Annotated in this window: 29 protein-coding genes; 8 read left to right on the top strand and 21 right to left on the bottom strand. The window is 68.0% G+C overall.

All coding sequences use genetic code 11. The annotated features are described in order from the left end of the window. Positions 1–23 precede the first annotated feature (23 nt). From atpA to LG380_RS14695, 6 genes are all read right to left on the bottom strand, one after another. Entirely contained in the window at positions 24–1,571 is a 1,548-nt protein-coding gene (gene atpA, locus LG380_RS14720; protein ID WP_225766107.1) for a F0F1 ATP synthase subunit alpha, read from the bottom strand. A gap of 44 nt (positions 1,572–1,615) precedes the next feature. Further along, on the bottom strand, positions 1,616–2,143 hold the full coding sequence (locus LG380_RS14715; RefSeq protein WP_225766106.1) for a F0F1 ATP synthase subunit delta: 528 nt from the start codon (positions 2,141–2,143) through the stop codon (positions 1,616–1,618). Positions 2,144–2,146: 3 nt separating this feature from the next. Next, positions 2,147–2,617 (bottom strand): F0F1 ATP synthase subunit B, encoded by a 471-nt coding sequence (locus LG380_RS14710; RefSeq protein WP_225766105.1) that lies wholly within the window; start codon positions 2,615–2,617, stop codon positions 2,147–2,149. 113 nt (positions 2,618–2,730) lie between these two features. Continuing rightward, positions 2,731–3,033, bottom strand: coding sequence for a F0F1 ATP synthase subunit C (gene atpE, locus LG380_RS14705; protein WP_225766104.1), 303 nt, complete (start codon positions 3,031–3,033; stop codon positions 2,731–2,733). A 79-nt stretch (positions 3,034–3,112) separates the two neighbouring features. Beyond that, complete coding sequence (atpB, locus tag LG380_RS14700; protein WP_225766103.1) at positions 3,113–3,907, bottom strand: F0F1 ATP synthase subunit A; 795 nt, start codon at positions 3,905–3,907, stop codon at positions 3,113–3,115. 25 nt (positions 3,908–3,932) lie between these two features. Beyond that, positions 3,933–4,298, bottom strand: coding sequence for an ATP synthase subunit I (locus LG380_RS14695; protein ID WP_225766661.1), 366 nt, complete (start codon positions 4,296–4,298; stop codon positions 3,933–3,935). Positions 4,299–4,706: 408 nt separating this feature from the next. On the opposite strand from LG380_RS14695, the gene LG380_RS14690 reads away from it, so the two are divergent. Both LG380_RS14690 and LG380_RS14685 read left to right on the top strand, forming a co-directional pair. Beyond that, a complete protein-coding gene (locus tag LG380_RS14690; RefSeq protein ID WP_225766100.1) occupies positions 4,707–5,525 on the top strand; it encodes a hypothetical protein in 819 nt (272 codons plus the stop codon). A gap of 118 nt (positions 5,526–5,643) precedes the next feature. Continuing rightward, positions 5,644–5,877, top strand: a complete 234-nt coding sequence (locus tag LG380_RS14685; RefSeq protein WP_225766099.1) for a DUF2061 domain-containing protein — start codon at positions 5,644–5,646, stop codon at positions 5,875–5,877. A gap of 59 nt (positions 5,878–5,936) precedes the next feature. Here the strand turns inward: LG380_RS14685 and lpdA are convergent, their stop codons facing one another. The 4 genes from lpdA to LG380_RS14665 form a co-directional block, all read right to left on the bottom strand. Beyond that, positions 5,937–7,754 (bottom strand): dihydrolipoyl dehydrogenase, encoded by a 1,818-nt coding sequence (gene lpdA / locus LG380_RS14680; protein ID WP_225766096.1) that lies wholly within the window; start codon positions 7,752–7,754, stop codon positions 5,937–5,939. Positions 7,755–7,770: 16 nt separating this feature from the next. After that, a complete protein-coding gene (locus tag LG380_RS14675; RefSeq protein WP_225766094.1) occupies positions 7,771–8,415 on the bottom strand; it encodes a hypothetical protein in 645 nt (214 codons plus the stop codon). Continuing rightward, a complete protein-coding gene (gene aceF / locus LG380_RS14670; protein ID WP_225766092.1) occupies positions 8,415–9,800 on the bottom strand; it encodes a dihydrolipoyllysine-residue acetyltransferase in 1,386 nt (461 codons plus the stop codon). The genes LG380_RS14675 and aceF overlap by 1 nt, the downstream gene beginning before the upstream one ends. Before the next feature lie 146 nt (positions 9,801–9,946). Further along, positions 9,947–10,522, bottom strand: a complete 576-nt coding sequence (locus LG380_RS14665; RefSeq protein ID WP_225766089.1) for a DNA-deoxyinosine glycosylase — start codon at positions 10,520–10,522, stop codon at positions 9,947–9,949. A 186-nt stretch (positions 10,523–10,708) separates the two neighbouring features. Here LG380_RS14665 and LG380_RS14660 point away from each other — a divergent pair, with 186 nt between their 5' ends. After that, a complete protein-coding gene (locus LG380_RS14660; protein ID WP_225766087.1) occupies positions 10,709–11,338 on the top strand; it encodes an OmpW family outer membrane protein in 630 nt (209 codons plus the stop codon). 58 nt (positions 11,339–11,396) lie between these two features. Here the strand turns inward: LG380_RS14660 and LG380_RS14655 are convergent, their stop codons facing one another. The 5 genes from LG380_RS14655 to LG380_RS14635 all read right to left on the bottom strand — a co-directional run bounded on the left by LG380_RS14655 (position 11,397) and on the right by LG380_RS14635 (position 15,587). Next, positions 11,397–11,960: a DUF1453 domain-containing protein gene (locus tag LG380_RS14655; RefSeq protein WP_225766084.1), complete on the bottom strand. Its 564-nt coding sequence runs from the start codon at positions 11,958–11,960 to the stop codon at positions 11,397–11,399. Positions 11,961–12,006: 46 nt separating this feature from the next. Next, a complete protein-coding gene (locus tag LG380_RS14650) occupies positions 12,007–12,798 on the bottom strand; it encodes a MetQ/NlpA family ABC transporter substrate-binding protein (protein ID WP_225766083.1) in 792 nt (263 codons plus the stop codon). A 69-nt stretch (positions 12,799–12,867) separates the two neighbouring features. Next, positions 12,868–13,554 carry a methionine ABC transporter permease gene (locus LG380_RS14645; protein ID WP_225766081.1) on the bottom strand — a complete coding sequence of 229 codons (687 nt, stop codon included), beginning with the start codon at positions 13,552–13,554 and terminating at the stop codon, positions 12,868–12,870. Further along, entirely contained in the window at positions 13,551–14,558 is a 1,008-nt protein-coding gene (locus tag LG380_RS14640) for a methionine ABC transporter ATP-binding protein (protein ID WP_225766079.1), read from the bottom strand. Before LG380_RS14640 ends, LG380_RS14645 begins: the two co-directional genes overlap by 4 nt. A gap of 129 nt (positions 14,559–14,687) precedes the next feature. Continuing rightward, a complete protein-coding gene (locus LG380_RS14635; RefSeq protein WP_225766077.1) occupies positions 14,688–15,587 on the bottom strand; it encodes a DMT family transporter in 900 nt (299 codons plus the stop codon). 218 nt (positions 15,588–15,805) lie between these two features. Here LG380_RS14635 and LG380_RS14630 point away from each other — a divergent pair, with 218 nt between their 5' ends. The 3 genes from LG380_RS14630 to LG380_RS14620 all read left to right on the top strand — a co-directional run bounded on the left by LG380_RS14630 (position 15,806) and on the right by LG380_RS14620 (position 17,718). Beyond that, a complete protein-coding gene (locus tag LG380_RS14630; RefSeq protein WP_225766076.1) occupies positions 15,806–16,291 on the top strand; it encodes a YajQ family cyclic di-GMP-binding protein in 486 nt (161 codons plus the stop codon). Next, positions 16,284–16,850 (top strand): DUF1415 domain-containing protein, encoded by a 567-nt coding sequence (locus tag LG380_RS14625; protein WP_225766075.1) that lies wholly within the window; start codon positions 16,284–16,286, stop codon positions 16,848–16,850. The genes LG380_RS14630 and LG380_RS14625 overlap by 8 nt, the downstream gene beginning before the upstream one ends. Positions 16,851–16,911: 61 nt before the next feature. Further along, positions 16,912–17,718, top strand: coding sequence for an SDR family oxidoreductase (locus LG380_RS14620; RefSeq protein ID WP_225766074.1), 807 nt, complete (start codon positions 16,912–16,914; stop codon positions 17,716–17,718). 15 nt (positions 17,719–17,733) lie between these two features. Here LG380_RS14620 and LG380_RS14615 read toward each other — a convergent pair whose 3' ends face one another. From LG380_RS14615 to LG380_RS14605, 3 genes are read right to left on the bottom strand one after another with little or no spacing between them, the layout of a single operon-like run. Beyond that, the gene (locus tag LG380_RS14615) at positions 17,734–18,411 is read right to left on the bottom strand and encodes an HAD family phosphatase (RefSeq protein ID WP_225766073.1); all 678 of its coding nucleotides are present in this window, start codon (positions 18,409–18,411) and stop codon (positions 17,734–17,736) included. Continuing rightward, positions 18,408–19,115, bottom strand: coding sequence for a 16S rRNA pseudouridine(516) synthase (locus tag LG380_RS14610; protein ID WP_225766072.1), 708 nt, complete (start codon positions 19,113–19,115; stop codon positions 18,408–18,410). Before LG380_RS14610 ends, LG380_RS14615 begins: the two co-directional genes overlap by 4 nt. Further along, on the bottom strand, positions 19,112–20,182 hold the full coding sequence (locus LG380_RS14605; RefSeq protein WP_225766071.1) for a class I SAM-dependent methyltransferase: 1,071 nt from the start codon (positions 20,180–20,182) through the stop codon (positions 19,112–19,114). Before LG380_RS14605 ends, LG380_RS14610 begins: the two co-directional genes overlap by 4 nt. Before the next feature lie 146 nt (positions 20,183–20,328). On the opposite strand from LG380_RS14605, the gene LG380_RS14600 reads away from it, so the two are divergent. Beyond that, positions 20,329–20,592, top strand: a complete 264-nt coding sequence (locus tag LG380_RS14600; RefSeq protein ID WP_225766070.1) for a hypothetical protein — start codon at positions 20,329–20,331, stop codon at positions 20,590–20,592. A gap of 23 nt (positions 20,593–20,615) precedes the next feature. On the opposite strand, the gene LG380_RS14595 is transcribed toward LG380_RS14600, so the two are convergent. Further along, positions 20,616–22,634 (bottom strand): PAS domain-containing sensor histidine kinase, encoded by a 2,019-nt coding sequence (locus LG380_RS14595; protein WP_225766069.1) that lies wholly within the window; start codon positions 22,632–22,634, stop codon positions 20,616–20,618. Positions 22,635–22,826: 192 nt separating this feature from the next. Between LG380_RS14595 and LG380_RS14590 the strand changes: the two genes are divergently transcribed. Beyond that, positions 22,827–23,402 carry a DUF3016 domain-containing protein gene (locus tag LG380_RS14590; RefSeq protein WP_225766068.1) on the top strand — a complete coding sequence of 192 codons (576 nt, stop codon included), beginning with the start codon at positions 22,827–22,829 and terminating at the stop codon, positions 23,400–23,402. 51 nt (positions 23,403–23,453) lie between these two features. Here LG380_RS14590 and alr read toward each other — a convergent pair whose 3' ends face one another. Both alr and LG380_RS14580 read right to left on the bottom strand, forming a co-directional pair. Beyond that, the gene (alr, locus tag LG380_RS14585) at positions 23,454–24,527 is read right to left on the bottom strand and encodes an alanine racemase (protein WP_225766067.1); all 1,074 of its coding nucleotides are present in this window, start codon (positions 24,525–24,527) and stop codon (positions 23,454–23,456) included. Then, on the bottom strand, positions 24,506–25,813 hold the full coding sequence (locus tag LG380_RS14580; protein WP_225766065.1) for a D-amino acid dehydrogenase: 1,308 nt from the start codon (positions 25,811–25,813) through the stop codon (positions 24,506–24,508). The genes alr and LG380_RS14580 overlap by 22 nt, the downstream gene beginning before the upstream one ends. Positions 25,814–25,869 lie beyond the last annotated feature (56 nt).

Genomic DNA, 25,869 nt, shown 5'->3' with positions numbered 1-25,869 from the left:
CCTTCAGTTCCGGGATCGCCGGCTTACCAGGTGCCGGTGGTCTTGAACTCGGAGATGCCCTTCTTGAAGGCTTCTTCGATGTCGTTGTCCCAACCGCCGGTGGCGTTGATCTTGTTGACCAGCTCGCCCTGGGTGTTGGCGAAGTGGGCGTGCAGGCCCGCTTCGAACGCCAACAGCTTGTTGACCGGCACGTCGTCGAGGTAACCCTCGTTGACGGCGTAGATCGACAGCGCCTGGTTGGCGATGGACATCGGCGCGTACTGCTTCTGCTTCATCAGCTCGGTGACGCGCTGGCCGCGTTCCAGCTGCTTGCGGGTGGCTTCGTCCAGGTCCGAGGCGAACTGCGCGAACGCAGCCAGCTCGCGGTACTGGGCCAGCGAGATACGGATGCCGCCGGACAGCTTCTTGATGATCTTGGTCTGGGCCGAACCACCGACGCGCGACACCGAGATACCGGCGTTGACGGCCGGGCGGATACCAGCGTTGAACAGGTCGGTTTCCAGGAAGATCTGGCCGTCGGTGATCGAAATCACGTTGGTCGGAACGAACGCGGACACGTCGCCGGCCTGGGTCTCGATGATCGGCAGCGCGGTCAGCGAACCGGTCTTGCCCTTCACTTCGCCATTGGTGAACTTCTCCACGTACTCGGACGACACGCGGGCGGCGCGCTCGAGCAGGCGGGAGTGCAGGTAGAACACGTCACCCGGGTAGGCTTCGCGACCCGGCGGGCGCTTCAGCAGCAGCGAGATCTGGCGGTAGGCAACGGCCTGCTTGGACAGGTCGTCGTACACGATCAGGGCATCCTGGCCGCGATCCATGAAGTACTCGCCCATGGTGCAGCCGGAGTAGGCGCTGATGTACTGCATCGCGGCCGATTCCGAAGCGGTGGCGGCCACGACGATGGTGTGGGCCAGCGCGCCGTTTTCTTCCAGCTTGCGCACGATGTTGGCAATGGTCGAGGCCTTCTGGCCGATCGCCACGTACACGCACTTGATGCCGGTGTCCTTCTGGTTGATCACCGCGTCGATCGCCATGGCGGTCTTGCCGGTCTGGCGGTCGCCGATGATCAGCTCGCGCTGGCCACGGCCGATCGGGATCATCGAGTCGACCGACTTGTAACCGGTCTGCACCGGCTGGTCGACCGACTTGCGCCAGATCACGCCCGGGGCAACGCGCTCGACCGGAGCGGTCAGCTGCGCGCCGATCGGGCCCTTGCCGTCGATCGGCTCGCCCAGGGCGTTGACCACGCGACCCAGCAGCTCCGGACCCACCGGCACTTCCAGGATGCGACCGGTGGTCTTGGCCACGTCGCCTTCGCGCAGGTGCTCGTAGTCACCCAGGACCACGGCGCCGACCGAGTCGCGCTCCAGGTTCAGGGCCAGGGCGAAGGTGTTGTTCGGCAGTTCGATCATTTCGCCCTGCATCACGTCGGCCAGACCGAAGATGCGCACGATGCCGTCGGACACGCTGGTCACGGTGCCTTCGTTGCGCGATTCCGCGGCCAGCTTGACCTTCTCGATGCGGTTCTTGATCAGTTCGCTGATTTCGGAGGGGTTGAGCGTGGTTGCCATGGTCAAGTCCTAGTGCCGGCGGTCAGGCCGGACGTTAAATGAATTCAGTGTGCGAGCGCGCTCTGCAGGCGCGACAGCTTGCCCTTGAGCGAGCCGTCGATCACCACGTCGCCGGCATCGATCACCGCGCCGCCGATCAGCGAGGCGTCCACCGCAGTCTGGACTTCGATCTCGCGGCCGAAGCGCTTGCGCAGCGCGGCCTTGATATTGTCCAGCTCGACCGGCGAAAGCTCGGCGGCCGAGGTCACGGTGGCCTTGACCACGTGCTCGGCATCGGCGCGCAGCTGTTCGAACAGCCCGGCGATTTCCGGCAGCAACTGCAGGCGACGGGCTTCGGCCAGCAGGCTCAGGAAGCGGCCGAAGCTTTCGCCCGACGATTCCGGCGCCAGCAGCGCGATGGCTTCGTCACGACCCAGCTCCGGGTTCGACAGCAGGGCCGACACGCGCGGATCAGCGGCCACCTGGGCCGAGAACGCCAGCGCGTCCGACCACGGCGCGAACCTGCCTTCGTCGCGCGCGATCGCGAACGCGGCGCGGGCATACGGACGGGCAAGCGTGAGGGCCTGGCTCATCGATCAGATCTCCGCGGCCAGCTCGTCGAGCAGCGCCTTGTGGGCGTTGGCGTCGATTTCGCGCTTGAGCAGCTTTTCCGCACCGCTGACGGCCAGCACCGACACCTGCTTGCGCAGGTCCTCACGGGCACGGGTGGCGGCGGCTTCGATTTCGGCCTGGGCCAGATCCTTCTGGCGGTTCGCCTCGGCGATGGCCTCGTTCTTGGCGGCCTCGACGATCTGGTTGGCGCGCGCGTGGGCCTGATCGATGATCTCGTTGGCCTTGGTGCGGGCGTCCTTCAGGGTTTCGTTGACCTTTTCCTGCGCCTGGGCCAGGTCCTTCTGGCTGCGGTCGGCAGCGGCAAGGCCTTCGGCGATCTTCTGCTGGCGCTCTTCGATCGCGTTCATCAGCGGCGGCCAGATCTTGGTCGCGACGATCCAGATCAGACCGGCAAACGCCAGCGCCTGGGCAAAGATGGTAAGTCCGAGATTCATGGGGTTCGCTCGATCGATGTTGACGGGTTGGCTGCGCCGCCGTGGCGGCGCACCCGAACCTTCATCCGCGGCCAGGCGCGGCGTACGCGCCCGGCCGTGTCGCTATCGCTGGATCAGCCCGCAACCTGCGACAGGCGCGAGATGAACTCGCCAGCCAGCGGGTTGGCGAAGGCGAACAGCAGGCCGACGGCGACCGAGATGATGAACGCGGCGTCGATCAGGCCGGCGGTGATGAACATGCGGACCTGCAGGACCGGAATCAGTTCCGGCTGGCGGGCAGCCGATTCCAGGAACTTACCGGCCATGATGGCCAGACCGAGACCGGCACCCAGCGCGGCCAGGCCGATCATGATGCCGACAGCGAGGACGGTGGAGCTCTGGACTTGGGCGAGGTTGGTCAGGGCGGCGAAGTACATGGTTATCTCCAGGAACTTGAGTAGCTAAGGGTTGGGAAACGAAACGAAGCGGATGAAGGGTGAAGCGAAAACTTGCGGATCAGTGACTGTCTTCGGACAGGCTCAGATACACGATCGACAGCATCATGAAGATAAAGGCCTGCAGCGGGATCACCAGCAGGTGGAACAGCATCCAGCCAAGGCCGAACGCACCACCGGCGATCGCACCGGCAATGCCGGCGCCGCCCAGTACCCAGATCAGCAGGAACACGATTTCGCCGCCGAACATGTTGCCGAACAGTCGCATGGAGAGCGAAATCGGCTTGCTCAGCCACTCCACGATGTTCAGGATCAGGTTGAACGGCATCATCCACTTGCCGAACGGCGCGGTCAGGAATTCCTTGGTGAAACCACCCAGGCCCTTGGACCGCAGCGCGAAGAAAAGCATCAGGAAGAACACGCTGATCGACATGCCCAGCGTCACGTTGACGTCAGCGGTGGGCACCGGCTTCCAGTAGTGGACGCCCGCCCATTCCAGCGGCTTGGAGATGAAGTCCGCCGGGATCATCTTCAGCAGGTTCATCAGCAGGATCCAGAAGAAGATTGTGATCGCGATCGGCGTCACCAGCTTGCTCTTGCCGTGGTAGGTGTCCTTGGCCTGGCGGTCGACGAACTCCAGGCAGATCTCCACGAAGGCCTGCCACTTGCCCGGCACGCCGGCCGTGGCCTTGCGGGTCGCCATCCAGAAGGCGAACACCATCAGCAGGCCGAGCAGGACCGAGGTCACGATGCTGTCGACGTGGATCGTCCAGAAACCACCATCCTGCACCTTGAAGGTGAGGTTCTGCAGGTGATGCTGGATGTAGGAGGTAGGGGTTTGTGCCTCGCCCGCCATGTGTCCGTAACCTTTATGAATTCGATCAACGCCTGGCCAAGGCCAGAACCTGGAACATCAGCCCCGTGGCAATACCTGCCAGCAGGGCCAAGGGAGGAAGCCGCAGCCAGGCAAAGCCCAGCGCCAACGCGGCGAACACCAGCACCCACTTCAGCACGATGGCCACAATGAGGCGCGTCATCGCCGACCCTGCGGCCTGCACGCCACCACCGAGCGCCATCCTTGCCGCGACCCAGCCACCCGCCACCACGGCCACGCCGGTCAGTGCAGCGCCGAGGGACCAGTTGGGGCCCAGCAGCAGGAGCACCAGCGACAGGACCAGCACCGCGACCAGCGGATACACCGCGGCGCGCAGCATCAGTCGCCGACCCGCATCAACGGAGTTCAGCACAATCATCCTGCCATGGTTGAGGGAAGGCAGGCCGCCGGTCTGGCGCCCTGTAGAGCCCGGAGATTATAGCAGTGGGACATTTTGCGAGACAACCGCTGTCCCCACCCCACGCACGTGACGCAAGTGCTTGCCGGATCGGATTTTTTCGGGCTGGGAACCGCCCCAGCGGAGGATTGTTTGCTGCAACGCAACAGGGAACTTGCACGGTATCGGGCGGTCTGAAGTCCCGGCCTGTGCGTTTCTCCTCGTCAACGATGCTCCCAGGCCGCGGCAGGGTGGTCCCGCCCGGGGCCACCCTGTTCACTTTGCGTGATGGCCATTGCACGCGGCCTGCACCGTACGATCACGGATGGTGGACGCGCGGATATCGATAGTGGGGCCCATTCAACACCCCACGAGGTATGCCCGATGCGCAACACCCTGACCGCCCTTGCCCTGCCGTGCGCGCTGGCCGCGTGCCTGCTGTCGCCTTCCGCTTCGGCCGCGGAGAACGATGACCGCTTCACCCTGCGCCTGGGCGCGATGAACATCGACTCGGACAACAACCTGCGCGGCGAGACCACCGCCGGTGGCCAGCAACTGTCCTTCAACGAGGACTTCAAGCTCGGCGGCAAGGAGTGGGAGCCGCGGGTGGGTGGCGTGTTCCGCATGAGCCAGCGCCAGCGGCTGATCTTCGACTACTTCAAGTACGACAAGGACCGGCGCGAGACCCTGGGGGAGGACGTCAGCTATGGCGGCGTGACCGTGCCGGCCGACAGCTTCGTCAAGGCCGAACTGAAATACCAGGTAGCCAGCCTGGTGTACGACTACGCGGTGGTGGACAACGACAACTTCCAGCTCGGCCTGCAGATCGGTGCCGAGTACGCCAAGGTCGGCGCCAAGGCCTACGCCGATATCGGCGACCTGTATGAAGGCCAGTTCCTGGACGACAAGGCCGACGGCGCCGCGCCGGTGGTCGGTGCGCGCCTGACCTTCAAGCCGGGCGACCGCTGGCTGGTCAACCTGCAGGGCCAGTACCTGAATACCTCATGGGGCGACTTCGGTGATTACGACGGCGACCTGAGCCGCGCCAACGCCATCGTCGAGTACCGCTTCACCCGCAACTTCGGCGTGTTCGCCGGCTACGACTGGTTCCGCCTGGACGTGGACCGCCGCAACGACGACGGGATGATCGGGCTGAAGCAGGAGTTCAAGGGCCCGGTGGCCGGCGTCACCCTGGCGTTCTGAGTCCTGCCCACGCTGAGGATGACAATAGCCGGCGCCTATCGGGGCGCCGGCTATTTTTCATTGGACCGCTGGAAGGCGGGCGCGCAGAGTGAAGCCTTCCACCCGATGCTTCCCCGCCATGCGCAAGACCCTCAGCTTTGCCTGCCTGCACTTCAGTGTCGCCTTCAGCCTTGGCTGGCTGATGACCGGCAGCTGGCGCGTGGGCGGTGCGTTGGCGCTGGTGGAACCGCTGTGCAACACGGTGGTGTTCCACCTGCACGAGAAGTTCTGGCAGACCGGCAGTGGGCAACTGGTCCTGCAGCAGTCACCTGCACCGGATCCCTGCGGCGGATGCCGGCACCTGCATGCCTGAGCCACGCACCCAGGCATGCCTCCGATGAAGAAAAGCCCGGCATTGCCGGGCTTTCCTGTTTACTTCTTCTTCGGGATGTACAGGTCGGTGATGGTGCCGTCGTAGACCTCCGAAGCCATCGCCACCGATTCGGACAACGTGGGATGGGCGTGGATGGTGTGGCCGATATCTTCGGCCTCGGCGCCCATCTCGATCGCCAGGCCGATCTCGGCCAGCAGGTCGCCGGCATGCACGCCGACGATGGCGCCACCGATGATGCGATGGGTTTCCTCGTCGAAGATCAGCTTCGTGAAGCCCTCGGTGCGACCGATGCCGATGGCACGGCCACTGGCCGCCCACGGGAACTTCGCCACCCCGACCTTCAGGCCCTTGGCCTTGGCTTCGGTCTCGGTCACACCGACCCAGGCGATCTCCGGGTTGGTGTAGGCCACCGAGGGGATCACCCGTGCCACCCATTCCTTCTTGTGGCCGGCGGCCACTTCGGCAGCCAGCTTGCCCTCGTGCGTGGCCTTGTGGGCCAGCATGGGGTTGCCGACGATGTCGCCGATGGCGAAGATATGCGGCACGTTGGTGCGCATCTGCCGGTCCACCGGGATGAAGCCACGCTCGGTCACCGCCACGCCGGCCTTCTCGGCATCGATCTTCCTGCCGTTGGGCGCGCGGCCCACGGCGACCAGCACGCGGTCCCAGGTACCCGACGCCAGCGCCGGCTTCTCGCCCTCGGTCGCCGATTCGAAGGTCACGGTGATGCCCTTCTTGTCAGCCTGTACGCCGGCCGCCTTGGTCTTGAGGTGGACCTCGATGCCCTGTTTCTTCAGTCGGTCGGCCAGCGGCTTGACCAGGTCCTTGTCGGCGCCCGGCATCAGCTGATCCATGAACTCGACCACGGTGACCTTGCTACCCAGCGCGCCGTACACGGTGGCCATTTCCAGGCCAATGATGCCGCCGCCCACGACCAGCAGCGAACCCGGCACTTCGGCCAGCTCCAGCGCGTCGGTCGAATCCATCACCCGCGGGTCGTCCCAGGGGAAGTTGGGCAGCTTCACCGCCTGCGAACCGGCGGCGATGATGCACTGCTCGAAGCGCAGCAGCTGGGTCCTGCCATCGGCCGACGTGATTTCCAGCTCATTGGCCGAGACGAATTTGCCGACGCCCTGCACGGTGCGCACCTTGCGCTGCCTGGCCATGCCGGCCAGGCCCTTGGTCAGCTGGCCGACAACCTTTTCCTTGTACTGGCGCAGCTTGTCCAGGGTGATCTTCGGCTTGTCGAACTCAATGCCGCAGTCGCTGGCATGGGCGGCCTCGTCGATGATCGCCGCCGCATGCAGCAGCGCCTTGGACGGGATGCAGCCCACGTTGAGGCAGACGCCACCCAGGCTTTCGTAGCGTTCGACCAGCACCGTATCCAGGCCGACGTCGGCGGCGCGGAACGCGGCGGTGTAGCCGCCGGGGCCGGAGCCGAGCACCACCATCTGGCATTCGATGTCGGCCGGCCTGCCGCTGGACGCAATCGCCTTGGCCGCGACCACCGGATCCGGCGCGCGGTGCGACGGGGTCACCGGTGGCTTGCTGCCCGGGGCAACCTTGGCGTCGGCAGGGGTCTCGGTCGCCGGGACGGGCGCCGGCGCATCACCCGCGCCCTCGGTCTCCAGCAGCAGCACCACGCTGCCCTGGGACAGCGTGTCGCCGAGCTTGACCTTGAGTTCCTTGACCACGCCCGCGGCCGAGGACGGCACCTCCAGCGTGGCCTTGTCCGACTCCAGGGTCACCAGGCCCTGGTCCTTCTTCACCGTGTCGCCGACGGCGACCAGCACTTCGATGACCGGCACATCGCTGTAATCGCCGATGTCCGGAACCTTGATTTCAATGACCGCCATGCGTGTTCTCCTGGGCTCAGCCGGCAGTGCCGGTCAGCAGTTCCTGCAGTTCGTCCAGCGACGCTTCGAGGTCGCTCCAACGACGGTCGCGCTTCTTTTCCTTGGTGTCGCTCGCGGTGGCCAGCAGCGCCATCTGCTCGAGCATCAGCTTGCCGGCGCCACAGGTCGGGCGGCTGCCGCTGTAGCGCTTGCCGTCGACCTGGAAGGACACCACTTCACCGTCCAGCACCGGGGCTCGGCTATCGGCAGGAACCTCGTTATCCAGCGCCGCCTGCCAGGTGCGGATCAGGCGCTGCGCCAGCGCTGCCGGCATGCCGACTTCCAGCTGCTCCGGCTCCTGGTCCACGCGCAGCTGCACGCCGAACTTGCTCGCGCCGCTGGTGGTCGAATGAACGCGCTTGTCGGCCACGCTCGAGCGCAGCAGCCAGTCCTGGCCATTGGCGGCCGGGGCCAGCGAGATGCCGCTTTCCACGCCACGTGCCGGCAGGACCACCAGCGACAGCATCGGCGCGTGGTCGCCATCGAACAGGCGCTCGACCGCTTCGCCATAGTTGCCTACCGCCGGCGGCCAGCCCTGGCCAAGGTCGGTGGTGCAGCTGCGCGCGGCGAACGCCTGCGAGGCCGGCACCAGCAGCAGCAATGCAGCGATGACACTCCGCATCACAGCAGCACCCGGCGCATGTCGGCCAGCACCTGCGACAGGTAGGTGGTGAAGCGCGCAGCCAGCGCACCGTCGATGACGCGGTGGTCGTAGCTCAGCGACAGCGGCAGCATCAGGCGCGGGGCGAAATCCTTGCCGTTCCACACCGGCTGCATCGACGACTTGGACACGCCGAGGATCGCCACTTCAGGCGCATTGACGATCGGGGTGAACGCGGTGCCGCCAATGCCGCCCAGCGAGCTGATCGAGAAGCAGCCGCCGCTCATGTCGGCCGGGCCGAGCTTGCCGTCGCGCGCCTTCTTCGCCAGCTCGCCGGTTTCCTGGGCGATCTGCACCACGCCCTTCCTGTCGACGTCGCGGATCACCGGGACCACCAGTCCGTTGGGCGTGTCGGCGGCAAAACCGATGTGGAAGTACTTCTTGAGCGTGAGGTTCTCGCCGCTGGCATCGAGCGAGGAATTGAACTCGGGGAATTTCTTCAGTGCCGCGGCGCTGGCCTTGATCAGGAAGGCGAGCATGGTCAGCTTGATGCCGGCCTTCTCGTTCTCCTTGTTCAGCGCCACGCGCAGCGCTTCAAGCTCGGTGATGTCAGCCTGGTCGAACTGGGTGACGTGCGGGATCATCGCCCAGTTGCGGGCGAGGTTGGCACCGGAAATCTTCTTGATGCGCGACAGCGGCTGGGTCTCGACCTCGCCGAACTTGCTGAAGTCCACCTTGGGCCACGCCAGCAGATTGAGCCCGCCGCCGCCGGCAACGGTGCCACCGGCAGCCGGGATACCACCGGCCAGCGCACCCTTCACGAATTTCTGCACGTCGGACTTGGTGATGCGGCCGCCCTTCTCCGAGCCGGTGACCTGCGACAGGTCCACGCCCAGTTCGCGTGCGAACACGCGCACCGCCGGAGTGGCGTACGGCACCTTGGCCGGCAGCACCGCGTCGGCGTTGAACTGCACCGGCGGGGTACTGGGCGTGCTCGTGGAAGTGGGGGTCGCCGACTGCGCGATTTCACGCTGGGCGAGCTTGTCCGGCTCGGCGGCCACGGCGACCGGCTCGACCACGGCGGCGGTTTCGGCGGTCTCGACCTTCGACGCAGGCGCCGGAGCGGCGGCCTTGGCCGCCGGCGCGGCCGGCTCGGCTTCGCCCTCGGCCACCTCGATCAGCGCCACCACCTTGCCCTCGGACAGGTTGTCGCCGACCTTGACCTTCAGTTCCTTGACCACGCCGGCATGGGCAGACGGTACCTCCATCGTCGCCTTGTCCGACTCCAGCGTCACCAGACCCTGGTCCTTCTTGACCGTATCGCCCACGGCGACAAGCACTTCGATCACCGGGATATCGCTGTAGTCACCGATATCGGGGACAAGTGCTTCCTTGATTTCGGCCATGGGGTAACTCCAGCAACGGTGAGGAAACCCCTATTGTGGCGGTCCGGGACGTTGCCGCCAACCGCCGCGGTTCCATTCGAATACGTATGTCCCAGGACATCCTTGCCGGGGTACCTGTCTTTGTCCCCATGCGGATGAAGACCGGTTCACGCAATGTCTCCGCACTGTCCGCCGTTGTCCTGCGGCTCCAGGGTCGATGGCTCTCCGCGCGCCTGCAGCCACGGCTGCAACTGCTGCCATGACTGCCACAGGCGTTCCAGGTCGAAGGCGGCATTGGCCGGGCTGGTCGAAGGCAGTGCGAGCACCGTGCAGGTATCCTGCGGCAGGACTGGACGGATCCAGCGCTCGAACGCCTTTGCAGCCGCGGCGCCATTGCAGGCGATCACCCGAAGCTGCGGCAGCGCCGCGATGAGCCTGGGCAGGTCATTGGGCTGCTCGCTGCCGCGCACGATGCTGGCATCAAGGCTGCCGCAGCGCTGGCAACGCCCGATCACATCCCACACGCCGATACCGCAGCTCTGGACCGCAAGCAGCCGCCGGGGATAGTCCAGCGCCGGATCGAATCCGCACAGCCGCCCCATCAACGGCCAGAAGCGGTTGCGCGGATGCGCGTAGTAGCGCTGCTCATGCAACGAAGCGCCGCCGGGCATCGAGCCCAGTACAAGCACGCGGCAACGGTCGTTGACCTGCGCGGGCAGGCACTGCAGCAGGGTGTTCGTCATCACCGCGCTTGCAACATCGTGAACCACTTCCGGGCGCACTCCCAGCAATGGCGCGGGCTGCGCGGGATTGATGCTGAACAAGCCTGTTTTCCCGCAGCTTTCCGTCGGATTTTGTTCATGTCCACATCGATAGAGTTGATCGCGCCCCTCCCGAGGCACACAAGAAAACTACAAGAGGAGAACACCATGCGGTCGATCAAGACTCTGACCCTTGCCACTTTTGCCGCGCTGGCCCTTTCGCCGGCTGCGTTCGCGCAGGATTCCGATACCGCGTCGGGCAAGCGCTTTGCCGTCGTCGGCGGCGCCGCGCTGCTGGATCCCAAGGGCAACCCGGCCGATGGCCTGGAGGTCGATGGTGACCCGGCACCGACGTTGAGCGCCAGCTATTACATCAATGACAACTTCGCGGTCGAACTGTGGGGCGCTGCCGACAAGTTCAACCACCGTGTGCGCGCCGATGGCGTGGGCAAGGTCGGCACCGTCGACCAGCAGCCCATCGCCCTGAGCGGCCAGTACCACTTCGGCCAGGCCGACAACACCTTCCGCCCGTTCCTGGGCCTGGGTTACTACGAGTCCAACTTCAGCAACGAGAGCATCAGCGCCCTGGGTGGCGGTGACCATGTGGGCCTGGAGACCGCCAAGGGTGCGATCGGTACCGTCGGCGTGGACATGAACATCAACTCGACCTGGTTCGCCCGCGCCGACGCCCGCTACCTGCATTCGCGTCCGGAAGTGCGCGTTGCCGGCGCCGGCACCGGCCAGGAACTGAAGCTGGATCCGTGGGTGGTCGGGTTTGGTATCGGCGCGCGCTTCTAAGCGCCGCTGTAACGGAATACAAAACGGGCCCTCGCGGGCCCGTTTTTTTTTGCTGTCTTCAGCGCGGCGAGCGGTCGTAGCCGCGGTACCGCTGGTGGTGGCGCAGCCGGCGCCGCAGCAACCACGCATAGCCCAGTGCGTAACCCAGCAGCAGGGCCGCCGCGCCGAGCAGGCTGCCATGGCCGAGCCAGCCGTCCACCGGCCAGGGCTGGCCACCGACAGTGCTGCGCCAGCCCTGCACCATGCCGGCGATGATCCGCGCCAGCACCAGAGCGGTCAGCCCCAGTGCCAGCCACGGGCTGGGCGTGTAGTACAGCGGGCCCGGGGTGGCCTCGAAGCGGGTGAGCGCCATTCCCAGCCCCGACAGCGCCAGGCCGATCGCGAGGCCGACGCAGGCGTGCCACCACACGCCCGGCCACCACAGGCTGGCGATGGCCACGAACACTGCGAACAGCACCGACGAGGCCAGCGTGCTCCACGCATTCAGCGCCACCCACCACGGCCAGGCCTGGCGGCGCACGCTGCCGCCACGGAAGCGCTGCCACAGTGACAGCGGCAGCAGCGCGAGCATCAGCACCACGAAAACGAGGATGGCCAGTGGCACGGCCAGCAGCAGCGGCATCGGCAGGCTCTCCGTCAGGCCCGGTTGCGAGGAGTCACCACCCAGCTCAGAACGCCGGCAGCACCGCGCCCTGGTACTGCTTCTCGATGAAGCCCTTCACTTCCGGGCTGGTCAGCGCACGGGCCAGCTTCTGCACGCGCGGGTCGTCCCTGTTGTCGGTGCGGCTGACCAGGAAGTTCACGTACGGCGAATCACTGCTCTCGATCGCCAGCGCATCCTCGGTCGGCTTGAGACCGGCATCGAGCGCGTAGTTGGTGTTGATCAGCGCCAGGTCGACCTGGTCAAGCACGCGCGGCAGCATCGCCGAATCCAGCTCGCGGAACTTCAGGCCCTTGGGGTTGGCGGTGATGTCGCGCTGGGTGGACAGCGCGTTGGTCGGATCCTTCAGCTCGATCACCCCGGCGGTGTGCAGCAGGATCAGCGCGCGACTGTTGTTGCTCGGGTCGTTGGGAATGACCACGTCGGCGCCCTGCGGCAGCTCGTCCAGCGACTTCACCCGGCGCGAGTAGGCGCCGAACGGCTCGATGTGCACGCCGGTGACGGTGACCAGGTCGGTCTTTCGGTCGCGGTTGTAGGCGTCCAGGTAGGGCTCGGTCTGGAAGTAGTTGACGTCGACCTGCTTCTGCACGAGCTGGTCGTTGGGCTGCACGTAGTCGTTGAACACGCGCACGTCCAGGCTCACGCCCTCCTTCTCCAGCAGCGGCTTGACCACCTGCAGGATCTCGGCGTGCGGGACCGCGGTGGCGGCGACCACCAGCCTGGAATCATCAGCGGCCGGCTTGCCGCAGGCGGCCAGCGCCAGTACGGCGAGCAAGGGGACGGCGAGGAGCTTGTTCATGCGCAAAAATCCTGTGGGGGCGGGATCCGGGACCGCCGCTACCGTAGCAGCGGCGGGGTGAGACGGGGCTTATTTGCGCGTGTAGTGCGCAACCAGGCGGTCGCCGAGCATCTGCAGCAGTTGCACCAGCACCAGCAGCAGCACCACGGTGACCAGGGCCACGTCGGTGTGCGAGCGCTGGTAGCCGTCGCGGAAGGCCAGGTCGCCCAGGCCACCGGAGCCGATCGCGCCACCCATCGCGGTGAAGCCGATCAGGGCGATGGTGGTGACGGTGGCACCGGCGATCAGGCCCGGGCGAGCCTCGGGCAGCAGCACCTTGAACACCAGCTGCGCGGTGGTGGCGCCCATCGCCTGGCTGGCCTCGATCACGCCGCGGTCGACCTCGCGCAGCGCAGTCTCGACCAGGCGCGCGTAGAACGGCGCGGCGCCGACGACCAGCGGCAGGATCGCGCCGCGCACGCCCAGCGAGGTCCCCATCATTGCCAGCGTGACCGGGATCAGCACGATCATCAGGATGATGAAGGGCACCGAACGCAGCAGGTTCACCACCAGCGCCAGCGCGCCGTAGATCGCCGGCCGGCGGTACAGCTGCGGCGAGCCGGTCAGGAACAGCAGCACGCCCAGCGGCAGGCCGATGGCCATGGTCAGTGGCAGCGAGCCGGCCAGCATCAGCAGGGTGTCGATCGTGGCCTGGCCGATGTCGGCCCACTTGCCGGCATCGAGGTGGCGAAAGAAACCGTTGGCGGTGGCGATCATCGACGCAGCTCCTCCACGTGCACCCCGGCCGCGACGAAGGCCGCCTGCGCCGCCTCCAGGTCGCCGCCGACCAGCGACACGGTCAGCTGGCCATAGGGCGTCTCCTTGATCCGGTCGATGCGCCCGGACAGGATGTTGTAGTCCACCCCGGTGTCGCGGGCGATGCGGCCCAGCAGGGGTTCGTAGGTATCGGCGCCGAGGAAGGTCAGGCGCACGATGCGCCCGGCCACCGCATCGTAGTCACGGTGCAGCACGCCCTCGTCGACATGCTCGGACTCGGTCACGAAACGGCGCGTGGTCGGGTGCTGCGGATGCAGGAACACCCGCGTCACCTCGCCGCTTTCCACCAGCTGGCCGGCGTCGAGCACTGCAACGCGGTCGCAGACGCGGCGGATCACGTCCATCTCGTGGGTGATCAGCACGATGGTCAGGCCCAGCTCGCGGTTGATCCGGCCCAGCAGGGCCAGCACCGAGGCGGTGGTCTGCGGGTCGAGGGCGCTGGTGGCCTCGTCGCACAGCAGGATCTTCGGCTTGGTCGCCAGCGCGCGGGCAATGCCGACGCGCTGCTTCTGCCCGCCGGACAGCTGCGCCGGGTACTTGTCGGCATGCCCGGACAGGCCAACGGTCTCCAGCAGCTCGGCCACGCGGGCATCGATCTGCGCACGCGGGGTGCCGGCCAGTTCCAGCGGGAAGGCGACATTGCCGGCCACGGTGCGCGCCGACAGGAGGTTGAAGTGCTGGAAGATCATGCCGATGCGCCGGCGCAGCGTGCGCAGGCCGTCAGCGTCCAGCGCGGTCACGTCCTCGCCTTCGATCAGCAGGCGGCCGCCCGTGGGTTCTTCCAGGCGGTTGATCAGCCGGATCAGGGTCGACTTGCCGGCACCGGAGTGGCCGATGATGCCGAACACCTCGCCGGCCTCGATCTTCAGGTCGAGCGGGTGCAGCGCGGTGACCGCGCGACCGCCGACGGCGTAGGACTTGTGCAGACGCTGGAACTCAATCACTGCGCGGGGAACCGGGGCATGCGGGAGGGGGGTCGTGAAGCCTAGCAGCGGCGGCCATGGCGCGCCCATGCCAATGGCCCGAATCATATTCCCTTTGGTTCTAAGAACACGGATCCGGCGGAGCGTCAATCAGGGATGGTCGACCGTGCCGGGGCGCCGGCGGCGCCCTACCCGTTCGCGGTGCAGCAGGTAGAGCCCGCTGGCGACGATGATTGCCGCGCCGGCCCAGGTCCAGCGGTCCGGCAGCACCTGCCACAGCGCCCAGTCCCAGCCAATCACCCACAGCAGGCCGGTGTATTCCAGCGGCGCGATCACCGAGGCCTGGCCGCGCTGGAACGCGGCGGTCAGCGCCACCTGGCCCAACGCACCACTCAGGCCGAGCCCGCCGATCAGCCAGCCATGCGCCTTCCAGTCGATGGCCTGCCACTGCGGCGCGGCCATTGCACCGGCCCCGAGGGCCATGATCAGCAGGAACCAGACCACCATCGACTGCGGGCTGTCGGTGCGGGTCAGCAGGCTGACCGTGACCGCGGCGACGGCGTAGGCGGTGGCCGCCACCAGCACCATCAGCCCGGGCAGCGAAACCAGCCCGTCGCCGCCCGGGCGCAGCACCACGATCACCCCGAGCAGGCCGACCGCAATTGCCGCCCAGCGCCGCGGGCCGACGTACTCGCCCAGCAGCGGCACCGACAGCGCGGCCACCAGCAGCGGCGAGACGAAGTAGATGGTGTAGGCGGTGGACAGCGGCAGCGTGCGCAGCGCGAACACGAAGCAGCCGATCATCACCACGCCGAGCACGCCGCGCAGCAGATGCAGGCCCCAGCGCCGCGGCAGGATCGAGCGCGGCCCGGCACTGGCCAGCACCCAGCCCAGCACGAACGGCAGCGAGGCGGCGCCACGCAGGGTGGTGACCTGCAGCGTCGGGTAATGGGCGGACAGCAGCTTCATCGCCGTGTCCATGCAGGAGAAGATCGCCACCGCCGCCAGCATCCACGCCGCGGCGGCCACGTTGGAGCGGGCCGGTTGCATGGGCCCATTGTCCGCGCACTCGCTGCCCGCGGCACGTGCTGGAGGTACCGGATGGCCGCGCGCCCGGGCCGATGGTGCTCCTGCCTCCCGGTGGCCCTGCCCGGTAAATGACCTCCTCGCCTGCGCGCGTGCCTGCGCCCGAATCCGCCCTCGCCGCTTCGGCGTCGCCGCCGGCGCTGGCCTAGAATGGGCGGCCAATTCCCCACACGAGCCTGCCCATGCCCTCCTTCGACGTTGTTTCCGAAGTCGACAAGCACGAGCTGACCAACGCCATCGACCAGGCCAACCGCGAACTGTCCACCCGCTTCGACTTCAAGGGCGTGGATGCGAAGTTCGAGCAGGACGGCGACAAGCTGATCAAGCTCGCCGCCCCGTCCGATTTCCAGATCAAGCAGATGGGCGACATCCTCAAGCAGCGCCTGGGCGCGCGGCAGATCGACTTCCGCTGCATGGAGTTCGGCGAGATCGAGACCAACCTGGGCGGTGCGCGCCAGCAGGTGACGGTCAAGCAGGGCATCGAGCAGAAGCTGGCCAAGCAGATCGCAGCCAGGATCAAGGAATCCAAGATCAAGGTCGACACCCAGATCAACGGCGACAAGCTGCGCGTCAACGGCAAGAAGCGCGACGACCTGCAGGAAGTGATCGCGCTGCTGAAGAAGACCGAGTTCGAACAGCCGCTGCAGTTTGAAAACTTCCGTGACTGACGCCCTCGCCCCTACCGAAACCAGTGCCGACCCTATCGCCGAGACCCGGCGCTGGGTCGAGCGCGCGGTGATCGGCCTGAACCTGTGCCCGTTCGCCAAGGCGGTCTACGTCAAGGACCAGGTGCGCTTCGTGCTCAGCGACGCCAGCACACCCGAGGCGCTGCTCGAGCAGCTGGCCGAGGAACTGGTGCTGCTGCGCGACACCCCGGCCGAGCAGGTCGACACCACGCTGATCGTGCATCCGGACGTGCTGCAGGACTTCCTGGACTACAACGACTTCCTGGAAAACGCCGACGCCGCGGTCGAGGCGCTGGACCTGCAGGGCATCCTGCAGGTGGCCAGCTTCCATCCGGACTACCAGTTCGCCGGCACCGCGCCGGATGATGCGGCCAACTGCACCAACCGTGCGCCGTATCCGACCCTGCACCTGCTGCGCGAGGACAGCGTGGAGCGCGCGGTGGCCGCGTTCCCGGACCCGGACGTGATCGTGGAGCGCAACATCCAGACGCTGGAGCGGATCGGCCGCGACGGCTACGGGAAGCTGCTGAGCGGCGAGTGAGCCTGCACGCGCGCTGCACGGCGGCGCGCGATGATCACTGCACCCGATCCGAGTACTCCGCATGAGCCTTGCCCCGCCCCTGGCCTCCTGGCCCACCGAACCGCTGCGCGACCGCGTGGTGCTGGTCACCGGCGGTGCGCAGGGCATCGGCCGCGGCATCGCCCAGGCCGTGCTCGGCGCCGGCGGCAAGGTGCTGATCGGCGATCTGGACGCCGAGGCCGGCCGCGCCTGCCTGGACGAGTGGCAGTTGCCCGGACGCGCGGCGTTCCGCCGCCTGGACGTGGCCAGCGAGCGCAGCGCCAGGGCCTTCGCGGCCGAGGCGCTGCGCCGTTTCGGCCGCATCGACGGGCTGGTCAACAACGCCGGGCTGGCCGATCCGCACGTGCCGCCGCTGGCCGAACTGGACTGGGCAACCTGGCAGGCGCGGCTGTCGAGCCTGCATGGCGCCTTCCTGTGCAGCAAGCATGCGCTGCCGGCGCTGGCCAGGGCCGAGGGCGGCGGCGCCATCATCAACATCGCCTCCACCCGCGCCTGGCAGTCCGAGCCGCACAGCGAGGCCTATGCGGCGGCCAAGGGCGGCCTGGTCGCCTTCACCCACGCACTGGCGCTGAGCGAGGGCCCGCAGGTACGGGTCAACAGCATCAGCCCGGGCTGGATCACCACCGAGGACTGGCAGGCGCCATCGCGGCGGCGGCGGCCGAAACTTTCGCGCCGCGACCACGAACAGCACCCGGCCGGGCGCGTCGGCGTGCCGGCCGACATCGCGCAACTGGCGGTCTACCTGCTGGCACCGGCGCTGTCGGGCTTCGTCACCGGGCAGGACTTCATCGTCGACGGCGGCATGAGCCGCAGGATGCAGTACGCCTGATCCGCTGGCGGGCCGTCATGGCCCGCGCAGCGAGGGCTCCAGCAGCGGCCGCACCTCGGCCAGCGAGCCGATGATGCGGTGGCCCAGCGCGCGCACCTGCTCATCGGGCAACAGCATGTCCGGCACCTGGATCGGGGTCATGCCGGCGGCCAGCGCGGCGCGCACGCCGGTAGGCGAATCCTCCAGCACCACGCAGTCCTCCGGGGCCACGCCCAGCTTGCGTGCGGCCAGCAGGTAGACATCCGGCGCCGGCTTGGGCGCGGCGACATCGCTGCTGGTGCAGACCACGTCGAAATGCTGCAGCAGGCCGGAGGCCTCGAGCTTGCGCAGCGCCAGCGGGCGCCGGGTCGAGGTTGCCACCGCCCGCGGCAGCCCGGCTTCGCCCAGCCACCGCAGCAGCTCGACGATGCCGGGGCGATGGGCAATGCCGCGGGCCACTTCCTCGTCGTAGAGCATGTGGCAGCGCTGCAGGATGGTGTCGGCCGCGGTGTCACCGACGCGCCCGGCCAGCAGCCGCCGGCAGGCCGCATCGCCCTGCCCGACCATCGCCACCCAGAAATCGAATTCGATCTGGCAGCCGTGCTCGCGGGCGGCGCGGTCCAGGCATCCGAGGATGGTGCGCTCGCTGTCGAGCATCAGCCCGTCCATGTCGAACACCACCGCGCGCGGGCGGAACGGCAGGGCCGGCGTCATCCGCGCTGGCCGAACAGGCGCTCCAGGTCGCCGGCATCGAGCATCCGCCACTGACCCGGCTCCAGAGCGCCCAGTTCCAGCCCGCCGATGCGGCTGCGGTGCAGCGCCTGCACGTGGTTGCCGACGGCAGCGAACATGCGCCGCACCTGGTGGTAGCGGCCCTCGTGCAGCACCAGCCGCGCGCGACGCGGTCCCAGCACTTCGAGTTCGGCCGGCAGCAACGGCTTGTCCTCCGACTCCAGCATCAGCGTGCCGGACGCGAAGGTCGCCGCCTCGTCGCCGCGCAGGTCCTGCGCCAGCTCGGCCTCGTAGACCTTGTCCAGCGCCGACTTCGGCGAAACGATCCGGTGCAGCAGCGCGCCGTCGTCGGTGAGCAGCAGCAGGCCGCTGGTATCGCGGTCCAGCCGGCCCACGGAGGACAGCACCGGCGAGCGGTCGCGGAAACGCGGCGGCAACAGGTCGTAGATCAGCCGGCCCACGTCCTTGGTCGAACAGGTGAAGCCGGCCGGCTTGTGCAGCATCAGGGTCAGGCCCGGCGGCGGGTCCAGCGGCTCGCCGTCGATGCGGATGACCTGGGGCTCGACCTTGTCATCGGCGTACAGCACCTCGCCGTCGGCATCGGTGATGCGGCCCTCGCGGAACATCATCTGCACCTGCTTGCGGCTGCCGTAGCCGAGGTTGGCGATGTGCTTGACCAGCTTCATGCGCGCACTCCGCCACGGCCACGGGTGCCGACGATGACCTTGAAGCCATCCCGCTCGGCGGCCACGCGCACCTCGCCGAAACTGTCGTTGAGGATCTGCTCGTACGGCAGGTGGCGGTTGGCGACCATGAACAGGCGGCCGCCCGGGCGCAGCGCCTGCGCGGCCACGGCGATGAAGCGCTGGCCGATGTCCGGGCGGTCGGCGCGCGAGGGCGTGTGGAACGGCGGGTTGCTGACCACGAAGTCGTAACGGCCCTCGATGCCGGCAGTGACGTCATGCCAGTGGTAACGCAGCGTGGCGGCGCTGCCGGTGGCCTGCAGGTTGCGCCGGGCCAGCGCCAGCGCGCGGTCCTCGGCCTCGTACAGGTCCAGCGCGGTCACCTTCGGGCAACGCGCCAGCACCTCGGCCGACAGGTAGCCGTAGCCGGCACCCAGGTCGGCACCGTGTCCGGCCAGGTCGGCCGGCAGCTGCTCGACCAGCAGCGCGGAGGCCGGGTCGATGCGGTCCCAGGCGAACACGCCTGGGCGACTGTGGAAGCGGCCGTCCAGGATCGGGCGCGGCGCATCGAGCGCGGCCCAGCGCTTGCTCAGCCCTTCGTCGTGGCCGCCGTCCAGCGGCGCGGTCCAGTAGGCGCGGCAGTGGTTCTTGGTCATCTTGCCGCCGAGCCCGGCCAGCTGCTGCAGGTCGCTCTCGCCGGAGCGGGCGCCCTCGTTGTTGGACTGGCAGGCCAGCACCACGCCACCGGGCGCGGCCAGCGCCACGGCACGGGCAAACAGCGCGCGCGCCTCCTCGCGCTGGCGCGGCGGCAGCACCAGCACCAGGGCATAGCGGGTCGCGTCGTTCCCGACCTCCTCCTCGCTGCGCACGGTCCAGCCACTGCGCTGCAGCGCCTCGGCGAACGGGCGGAAACTCTGTTCACAGACCAGGGCGCGGCCGCCGGCGGTCTCGCGCAGCGGCCAGCCGTCACGCGCCCTCAGGAACAGCACCGGGCCGTCGGGCCAGCGCAGCTTCCCGCCGGCCAGCGGCAGGAACAGGGTTTCCAGGGGAGCATCGTGCAGGGCAGCCATCGCCGGTTCGCTTTCAGGACAGGGCGCACATTCTAGCTGCCGCGCTGCGCGCACCCAGCGGATTTGCCGCCGCGGCAACGCCGCCTTGATCCATCGGCAACACCCACGGGGCCACCCTCGGGGCTCCACCGTGCAGGAGAAGGCTGATGCGAGCACTGTTCATTGGCGGCGTCGTCGACAACAGCGAGCTGGACCTGGAAAACCCGCGCCCGCCGGCGCACTACCCCGAGGACACCGGCGGCGGGCAATCGCGCTACCGCCTGCACCAGCGCGGCGAGCGCGAGGATGGCAGCGTGGTCTATGCGGTCTATGCGGCTCCGGACATGGACAGCGCCGAGATCGAGCGGATTGCCGCCGAACGCGACTACGCACGTCGCTTCGACGCGCGCCCGGTGACGGTGGACGAATGACCGCCGGGTGACGCCCAGCCGGCTCAGCGGGCCGGAGTCACGCCACGGATGGCGGAGACCAGCTGCGCCACGCTGTAGGGCTTGGGCACGTGTTCCTGGAAGCCGACGCTCAAAGCCATGCGCCGGTCGTCCGAGCGGGCGAGCGCGGTGACCGCAACCGCGGGCAACACCGCCGCGTCCACGCCCAGGTTCTCGCGCAGCGTGCGCACCAGGCCGTAACCATCCATGCCTGGCATGCCGATGTCGGTCAGCAGCACGTCGAAGCGCAGCCGCCCCTCGTCGTCCAGCAGCTCCAGCGCCTCGCCGGCCGAGCTCACGCCGGTCACCTCGGCTCCCTGCTGCTCCAGGATCCGGCACAGGTACTCGAGCACGTCTGGCTGGTCCTCGACCGCCAGCACGCGCACGCCCTGCAGCGCGTCGGGCGCCACTACCTGCTCGAGCACGATCGGCCCGCGAATCACCTGGCGGCGCGGGCGCCCCCCGGTCGTCGTCGGCTGGTGTACCGGCAGGTACACGGTGAACGTGGAGCCCTGGCCCCTGCCCTTGCTCCGGGCACTGACCACACCGCCGTGCAGTTCGACCAGCTGGCGCACGATCGCCAGGCCCAGGCCCAAGCCGCCGTGGCGGCGGGTGGTGGTGCCATCGGCCTGACGGAAGCGGGTGAAAAGGTGTTCGAGGAAATCCTGCGGGATGCCATCGCCGGTATCGCGGATGTAGACCACGTAATGGTCGCGCTCCTGCACCAGCTCGACCTCGATCCGGCCCTGTTCCGGAGTGAATTTCACCGCGTTGGACAGCAGGTTCCAGAACACTTGTTGCAGGCGGGTGAAATCACCCAGCACCAGGCACGGCGTGCCGGGGCATTGCAGGGCCATGACCTGCTGCTTCTCGCCGGCGCTTGGCTCCTGCGCACGTACGGCTTCGGCAACCAGGTCGCGCAGGTCCAGCGCCTCGACCTCCAGCTGCACCTTGCCCAGCAGCATGCTGCTCAGGTCGAGCATGTCCGAGATCAGGCGCTTCTGCGCCATGGCGCTGCTGGCAATGACCTCCAGGCCCTTGCGCAGCGGATTGCCAGGCTCCACGCGCTGCATCAGCAGCTCGGCCCAGCCGAGGATGGTGGTCAGCGGCGTGCGCAACTCGTGCGACAGCGTGGCCAGGAACTCGTCCTTCAAGCGCGCGGTGCTCTCGGCCACGTTGCGGGCCACGCGCTCTGACTGCAGCAGTTCCTCGCGGGCCAGCTCGATCTCGCGGCGCTCGGTCACGTCCGGGCTGTTGCCGGCCAGGCCGATGAAATGGCCATCGGCGCCATGCCGCGGCACCGCGTTCATCTCCAGCCAGCGCCACTGCCCGTCATGGCGGCGCGCGCGCACCAGCACGTGCAGGTTGCGCTCTTCCTGCAGTGCGGTCTCCAGCTCGAAGACGAAGGCCGACAGGTCTTCCGGATGCAGCAGGCCTTCCCACCACTGGTCGCCGCTGACCTTCTCGTCGATCCCGAAGAAATCGCTGAAGGCACTGTTGACGAAGCGGACGTGGCCGGTCGGATCCAGCACCCAGACCGGCATCGGCAGGCCATCGGCCAGCGCGCTGAAGCGCATTTCGCTTTCGGCCAGCTGCAGCTCCATCTGCTTGCGGCCGGTGATGTCGAAGAACAGCACGCCAACCAGGTGTTGCGCCGGGTCGCCGATACGCACGGCCTCCACCGAATACCAGCGACCAACGCCGCGCGCCTCGCGTTCGAAGCGCATCGTGGTGCCGTCGCGCGCCACCTTGCCGTAGTTGACCAGCCATTCCTGCTCCAGCTCGACGCCGAGCGAGCGGATGGTGTGGCCGCAGACATCCTGCAGGCCGGTGGCGTGTTCGAAGGCGTCATTGACCTCGATGAAACGGTAGTCCACCGCCTGATCCCCCTCGAACATCATCTGGATTACGCAGAAGCCGGTGCCCAGGCGCTCGAACACCTCGCGGTAACGCAGCAAGTCGACCGACGGCCCGAACAGGGGGAACGGCTGCGCGGGGCCGGCGTCGAGTGCGGCATTGGACATGATGGAAACCAGACGTCAGGCCTGAACGGCCTCCAACATCTTGAAAACGCCAGCGAGGCCACGTCAAGCGCATTTTTCTTCACATCGGCCGTGAACACTGCCCGAACCGGCGGTGGACAGGGCGCCCGGGAGGTTGAGCCGGAACGGCGGCAGGACCACACTGCAGGGGTCACCCGGCAGCCGGAGGCAGAGATGAAGACCTGGACCCGCACCACGATCGCAATCGCGCTGGCTGGCCTGCTGGCCAGCGGCGCCGTCACCGCCAAACCCCGCAACGTGACCGACCCGGATGCGCCGCGTGCGCTGCCGGCCGAGGGCGCGGTGCAGGTGCAGTGGACCGACCCGGCGCAGTTCACCGAGCTGCGCCACAGCAACAACCGCTGGGAGGCCCGCCGCGGCAACTGGGTCGAGCAGCTGGCCACCCACCTGCGCGAGCGCGCCGACCGTGAGCTGGCCCGGGGCCAGCGGCTGGACGTCACCATCACCGACATCAAGCGCGCCGGTGATTTCGAGCCCTGGCAGAGTCCACAGTTCCGCGACGTGCGTTTCATGCGCGACCTGTACCCGCCGCGCATCTCCCTGCAGTTCACCCTGACCGATGCGCAGGGTCAGGTGCTCGAACAGGGCGAGCGCAAGCTGGTGGACAGCGCCTACCTGCACGGCCGGGGCCTGTATACCGACCAGGATCCGCTGCGTTACGAAAAGCGCCTGATCGATGAGTGGCTGCGGCGCGAACTGCGCGCCGAGCGCGCGACCGCCGGGCTCTGAGCCGCGGCAGCTCCAACGGAAACGGGGACCGCCAGCGGTCCCCGTGTCGTTTCAGGGGTTGAGGTAGCTGCGCGGCACACGCTTGAGCCCGCAGGGCAGGCGGTAGGCGCTGGTGCCGCAGCGCGGAGCCAGCTCGGCGATGGTTGGCTCGTTGCCCCACAGCTGCACCACGCTGCCGAGACCGGCCTGCGGGTGGTCGGTCAGGTCCACGGTGAGCATGTCCATCGACACGCGGCCGATCAGGCTGCCGCGCACGCCGTCGATCATCACCGGGGTGCCATTGGGCGCGAACTGCGGATAGCCGTCGGCATAGCCCATCGCCACCACGCCCACGCGGGTGCGGCGCTGGGCGACGAAACGCGCGCCATAGCCCAGCGGTTCGCCGGGCTCGATCTCGCGCACCGCGATCACCTTCGATTCCAATGTCATCACCGGGCGCAGGCGCTGGGCCAGCTCGTGGTGGTCGGGGAACGGGTTGGCGCCATACAGCATCAGGCCCGGGCGCACCCAGTCGCTGCGCACCTGCGGCCAGCCCAGCAGCGCCGGCGAGTTGCACAGGCTGGTCTCGCCGGCCAACCCCTCGACAGTGCGGGCGAACAGCGCCGCCTGTTCGTTGGTGCGCGGATGTTCCAGCTCATCGGCCCGGGCCAGATGGCTCATCATCACCAGCGGGCCGACGTGCGGGAGCGCCGACAGGCGCGCATGGGCGGCGCGGAAATCCTCCGGCGACAGGCCCAGTCGGTGCATGCCGCTGTCCAGCTTCAGCCACAGCTGCAGCACCGCGTCGGTGGCCAAATCCGCCACCGCCTCGACCTGCCATGGCGAGGCGATCGCGCACCACAGCCGGTGCTCGACGATCAGCGGCAGCTCGGCCGCGTCGAAGAAGCCTTCCAGCAGCAGGATCGGTGCCTGGATGCCGGCCTGGCGCAGTTCCAGCGCCTCCTCGATGCAGGCCACGGCAAAGCCGTCGGCCTCGGGCTCCAGCGCGCGCGCGCAGGCCACCGCGCCGTGGCCATAGGCGTCGGCCTTGACCACGGCCAGCGCCTTGCCGCCGCCCAGCTCACGGGCCAGTCGGTAGTTGTGGCGCAGCGCGTCCAGGTCGATCAATGCACGGGCTGGGCGCACGCCTGCTGCTCCTGGCTTGCCGCGGCCACGCCACGCGAATAACGGAAGATGTCCAGGCCCTCGGTGCTGATCTGCGGGCGGCGGGCGCTCATCAGGTCGGCCAGGTAACGGCCCGAGCCGCAGGCCATGGTCCAGCCCAGGGTGCCGTGGCCGGTGTTGAGGAACAGGTTGCGGTACGGCGTGGCGCCAATCACCGGGGTGCCGTCCGGGGTGGCCGGGCGCAGGCCGGTCCAGAACTCGGCGCGCGACAGGTCACCGCCCTGCGGGTACAGGTCGGTCACCACCTTCTCCAGCGTGGCGCGGCGTTTCGGCGACAGCGACAGGTCGAAGCCTGCCACCTCGGCCATGCCGCCGACGCGGATGCGGTTGTCGAAGCGGGTCACCGCCACCTTGTAGCTCTCGTCGAGGATGGTCGAGTTCGGCGCCATGTCCGCGTTGGTGATCGGCAGGGTCAGCGAATAGCCCTTGAGCGGGTACACCGGCAGGCGCATGCCCAGCGGCGCGACCAGCATCGGGGTATAGCTGCCGAGCGCGGCCACGTAGTGGTCGGCGGTTTCCAGCTCGCCGTTGACCATCACCCCGGTGATGCGGTCGCCCTCGCCGCGCAGGGCCTGGATGTTCTGGCCCTGGCGGAACTCCACCCCGGCCGCGGCAGCCAGTGCCGCCAGCTTGCGGGTGAACAACTGGCAGTCGCCGGTCTGGTCCTCGGGCAGGCGCAGCGCGCCGACCAGCCTGTCGGCCACGCCGGCCAGCGCCGGCTCGGCGGCGATGATGCCGGCGCGGTCCAGCACCTCGTAGGGCACGCCGTACTGGCGCAGGACCTCGATGTCCTGGGCGGCGGCATCGAGCTGCTGCTGGGTGCGGAACAGCTGGGTGGTGCCCAGCTGGCGACCTTCGTAGTCGATGCCGGTCTCGGCGCGCAGCGCGTTGATGCAGTCACGGCTGTAGTCGGACATGCGCACCATGCGCGCCTTGTTGATCGCGTAGCGCTCGGCGGTGCAGTTGCGCAGCATCTGCCACAGCCAGCGGTACTGGGCCCAGTCGGCGGTCGGGCGGATCGCCAGCGGCGCGTGTTCCTCGAACAGCCACTTCATCGCCTTCAGCGGTACGCCGGGCGCCGCCCACGGCGAGGTGTAGCCAAACGACAGCTGGCCCGCATTGGCATAGCTCGTTTCCAGGCCCGGGGCCTGCTGGCGGTCAATCACCGTCACCTCGAAACCCGCCTGCCGCAGGTACCAGGCACTGGTCGTGCCGATGACCCCGCCTCCAAGCACCAGAACTCGCATCTTCTTCTCCAGACCGGATCATTCCCTGCCTGAAAGCGCGCAGGGACAATAAAGGG

Source organism: Stenotrophomonas sp. Marseille-Q4652 (assembly GCF_916618915.1).
Classification (GTDB): domain Bacteria; phylum Pseudomonadota; class Gammaproteobacteria; order Xanthomonadales; family Xanthomonadaceae; genus Stenotrophomonas.
This window is presented reverse-complemented; position numbering and strand designations above follow the sequence as displayed.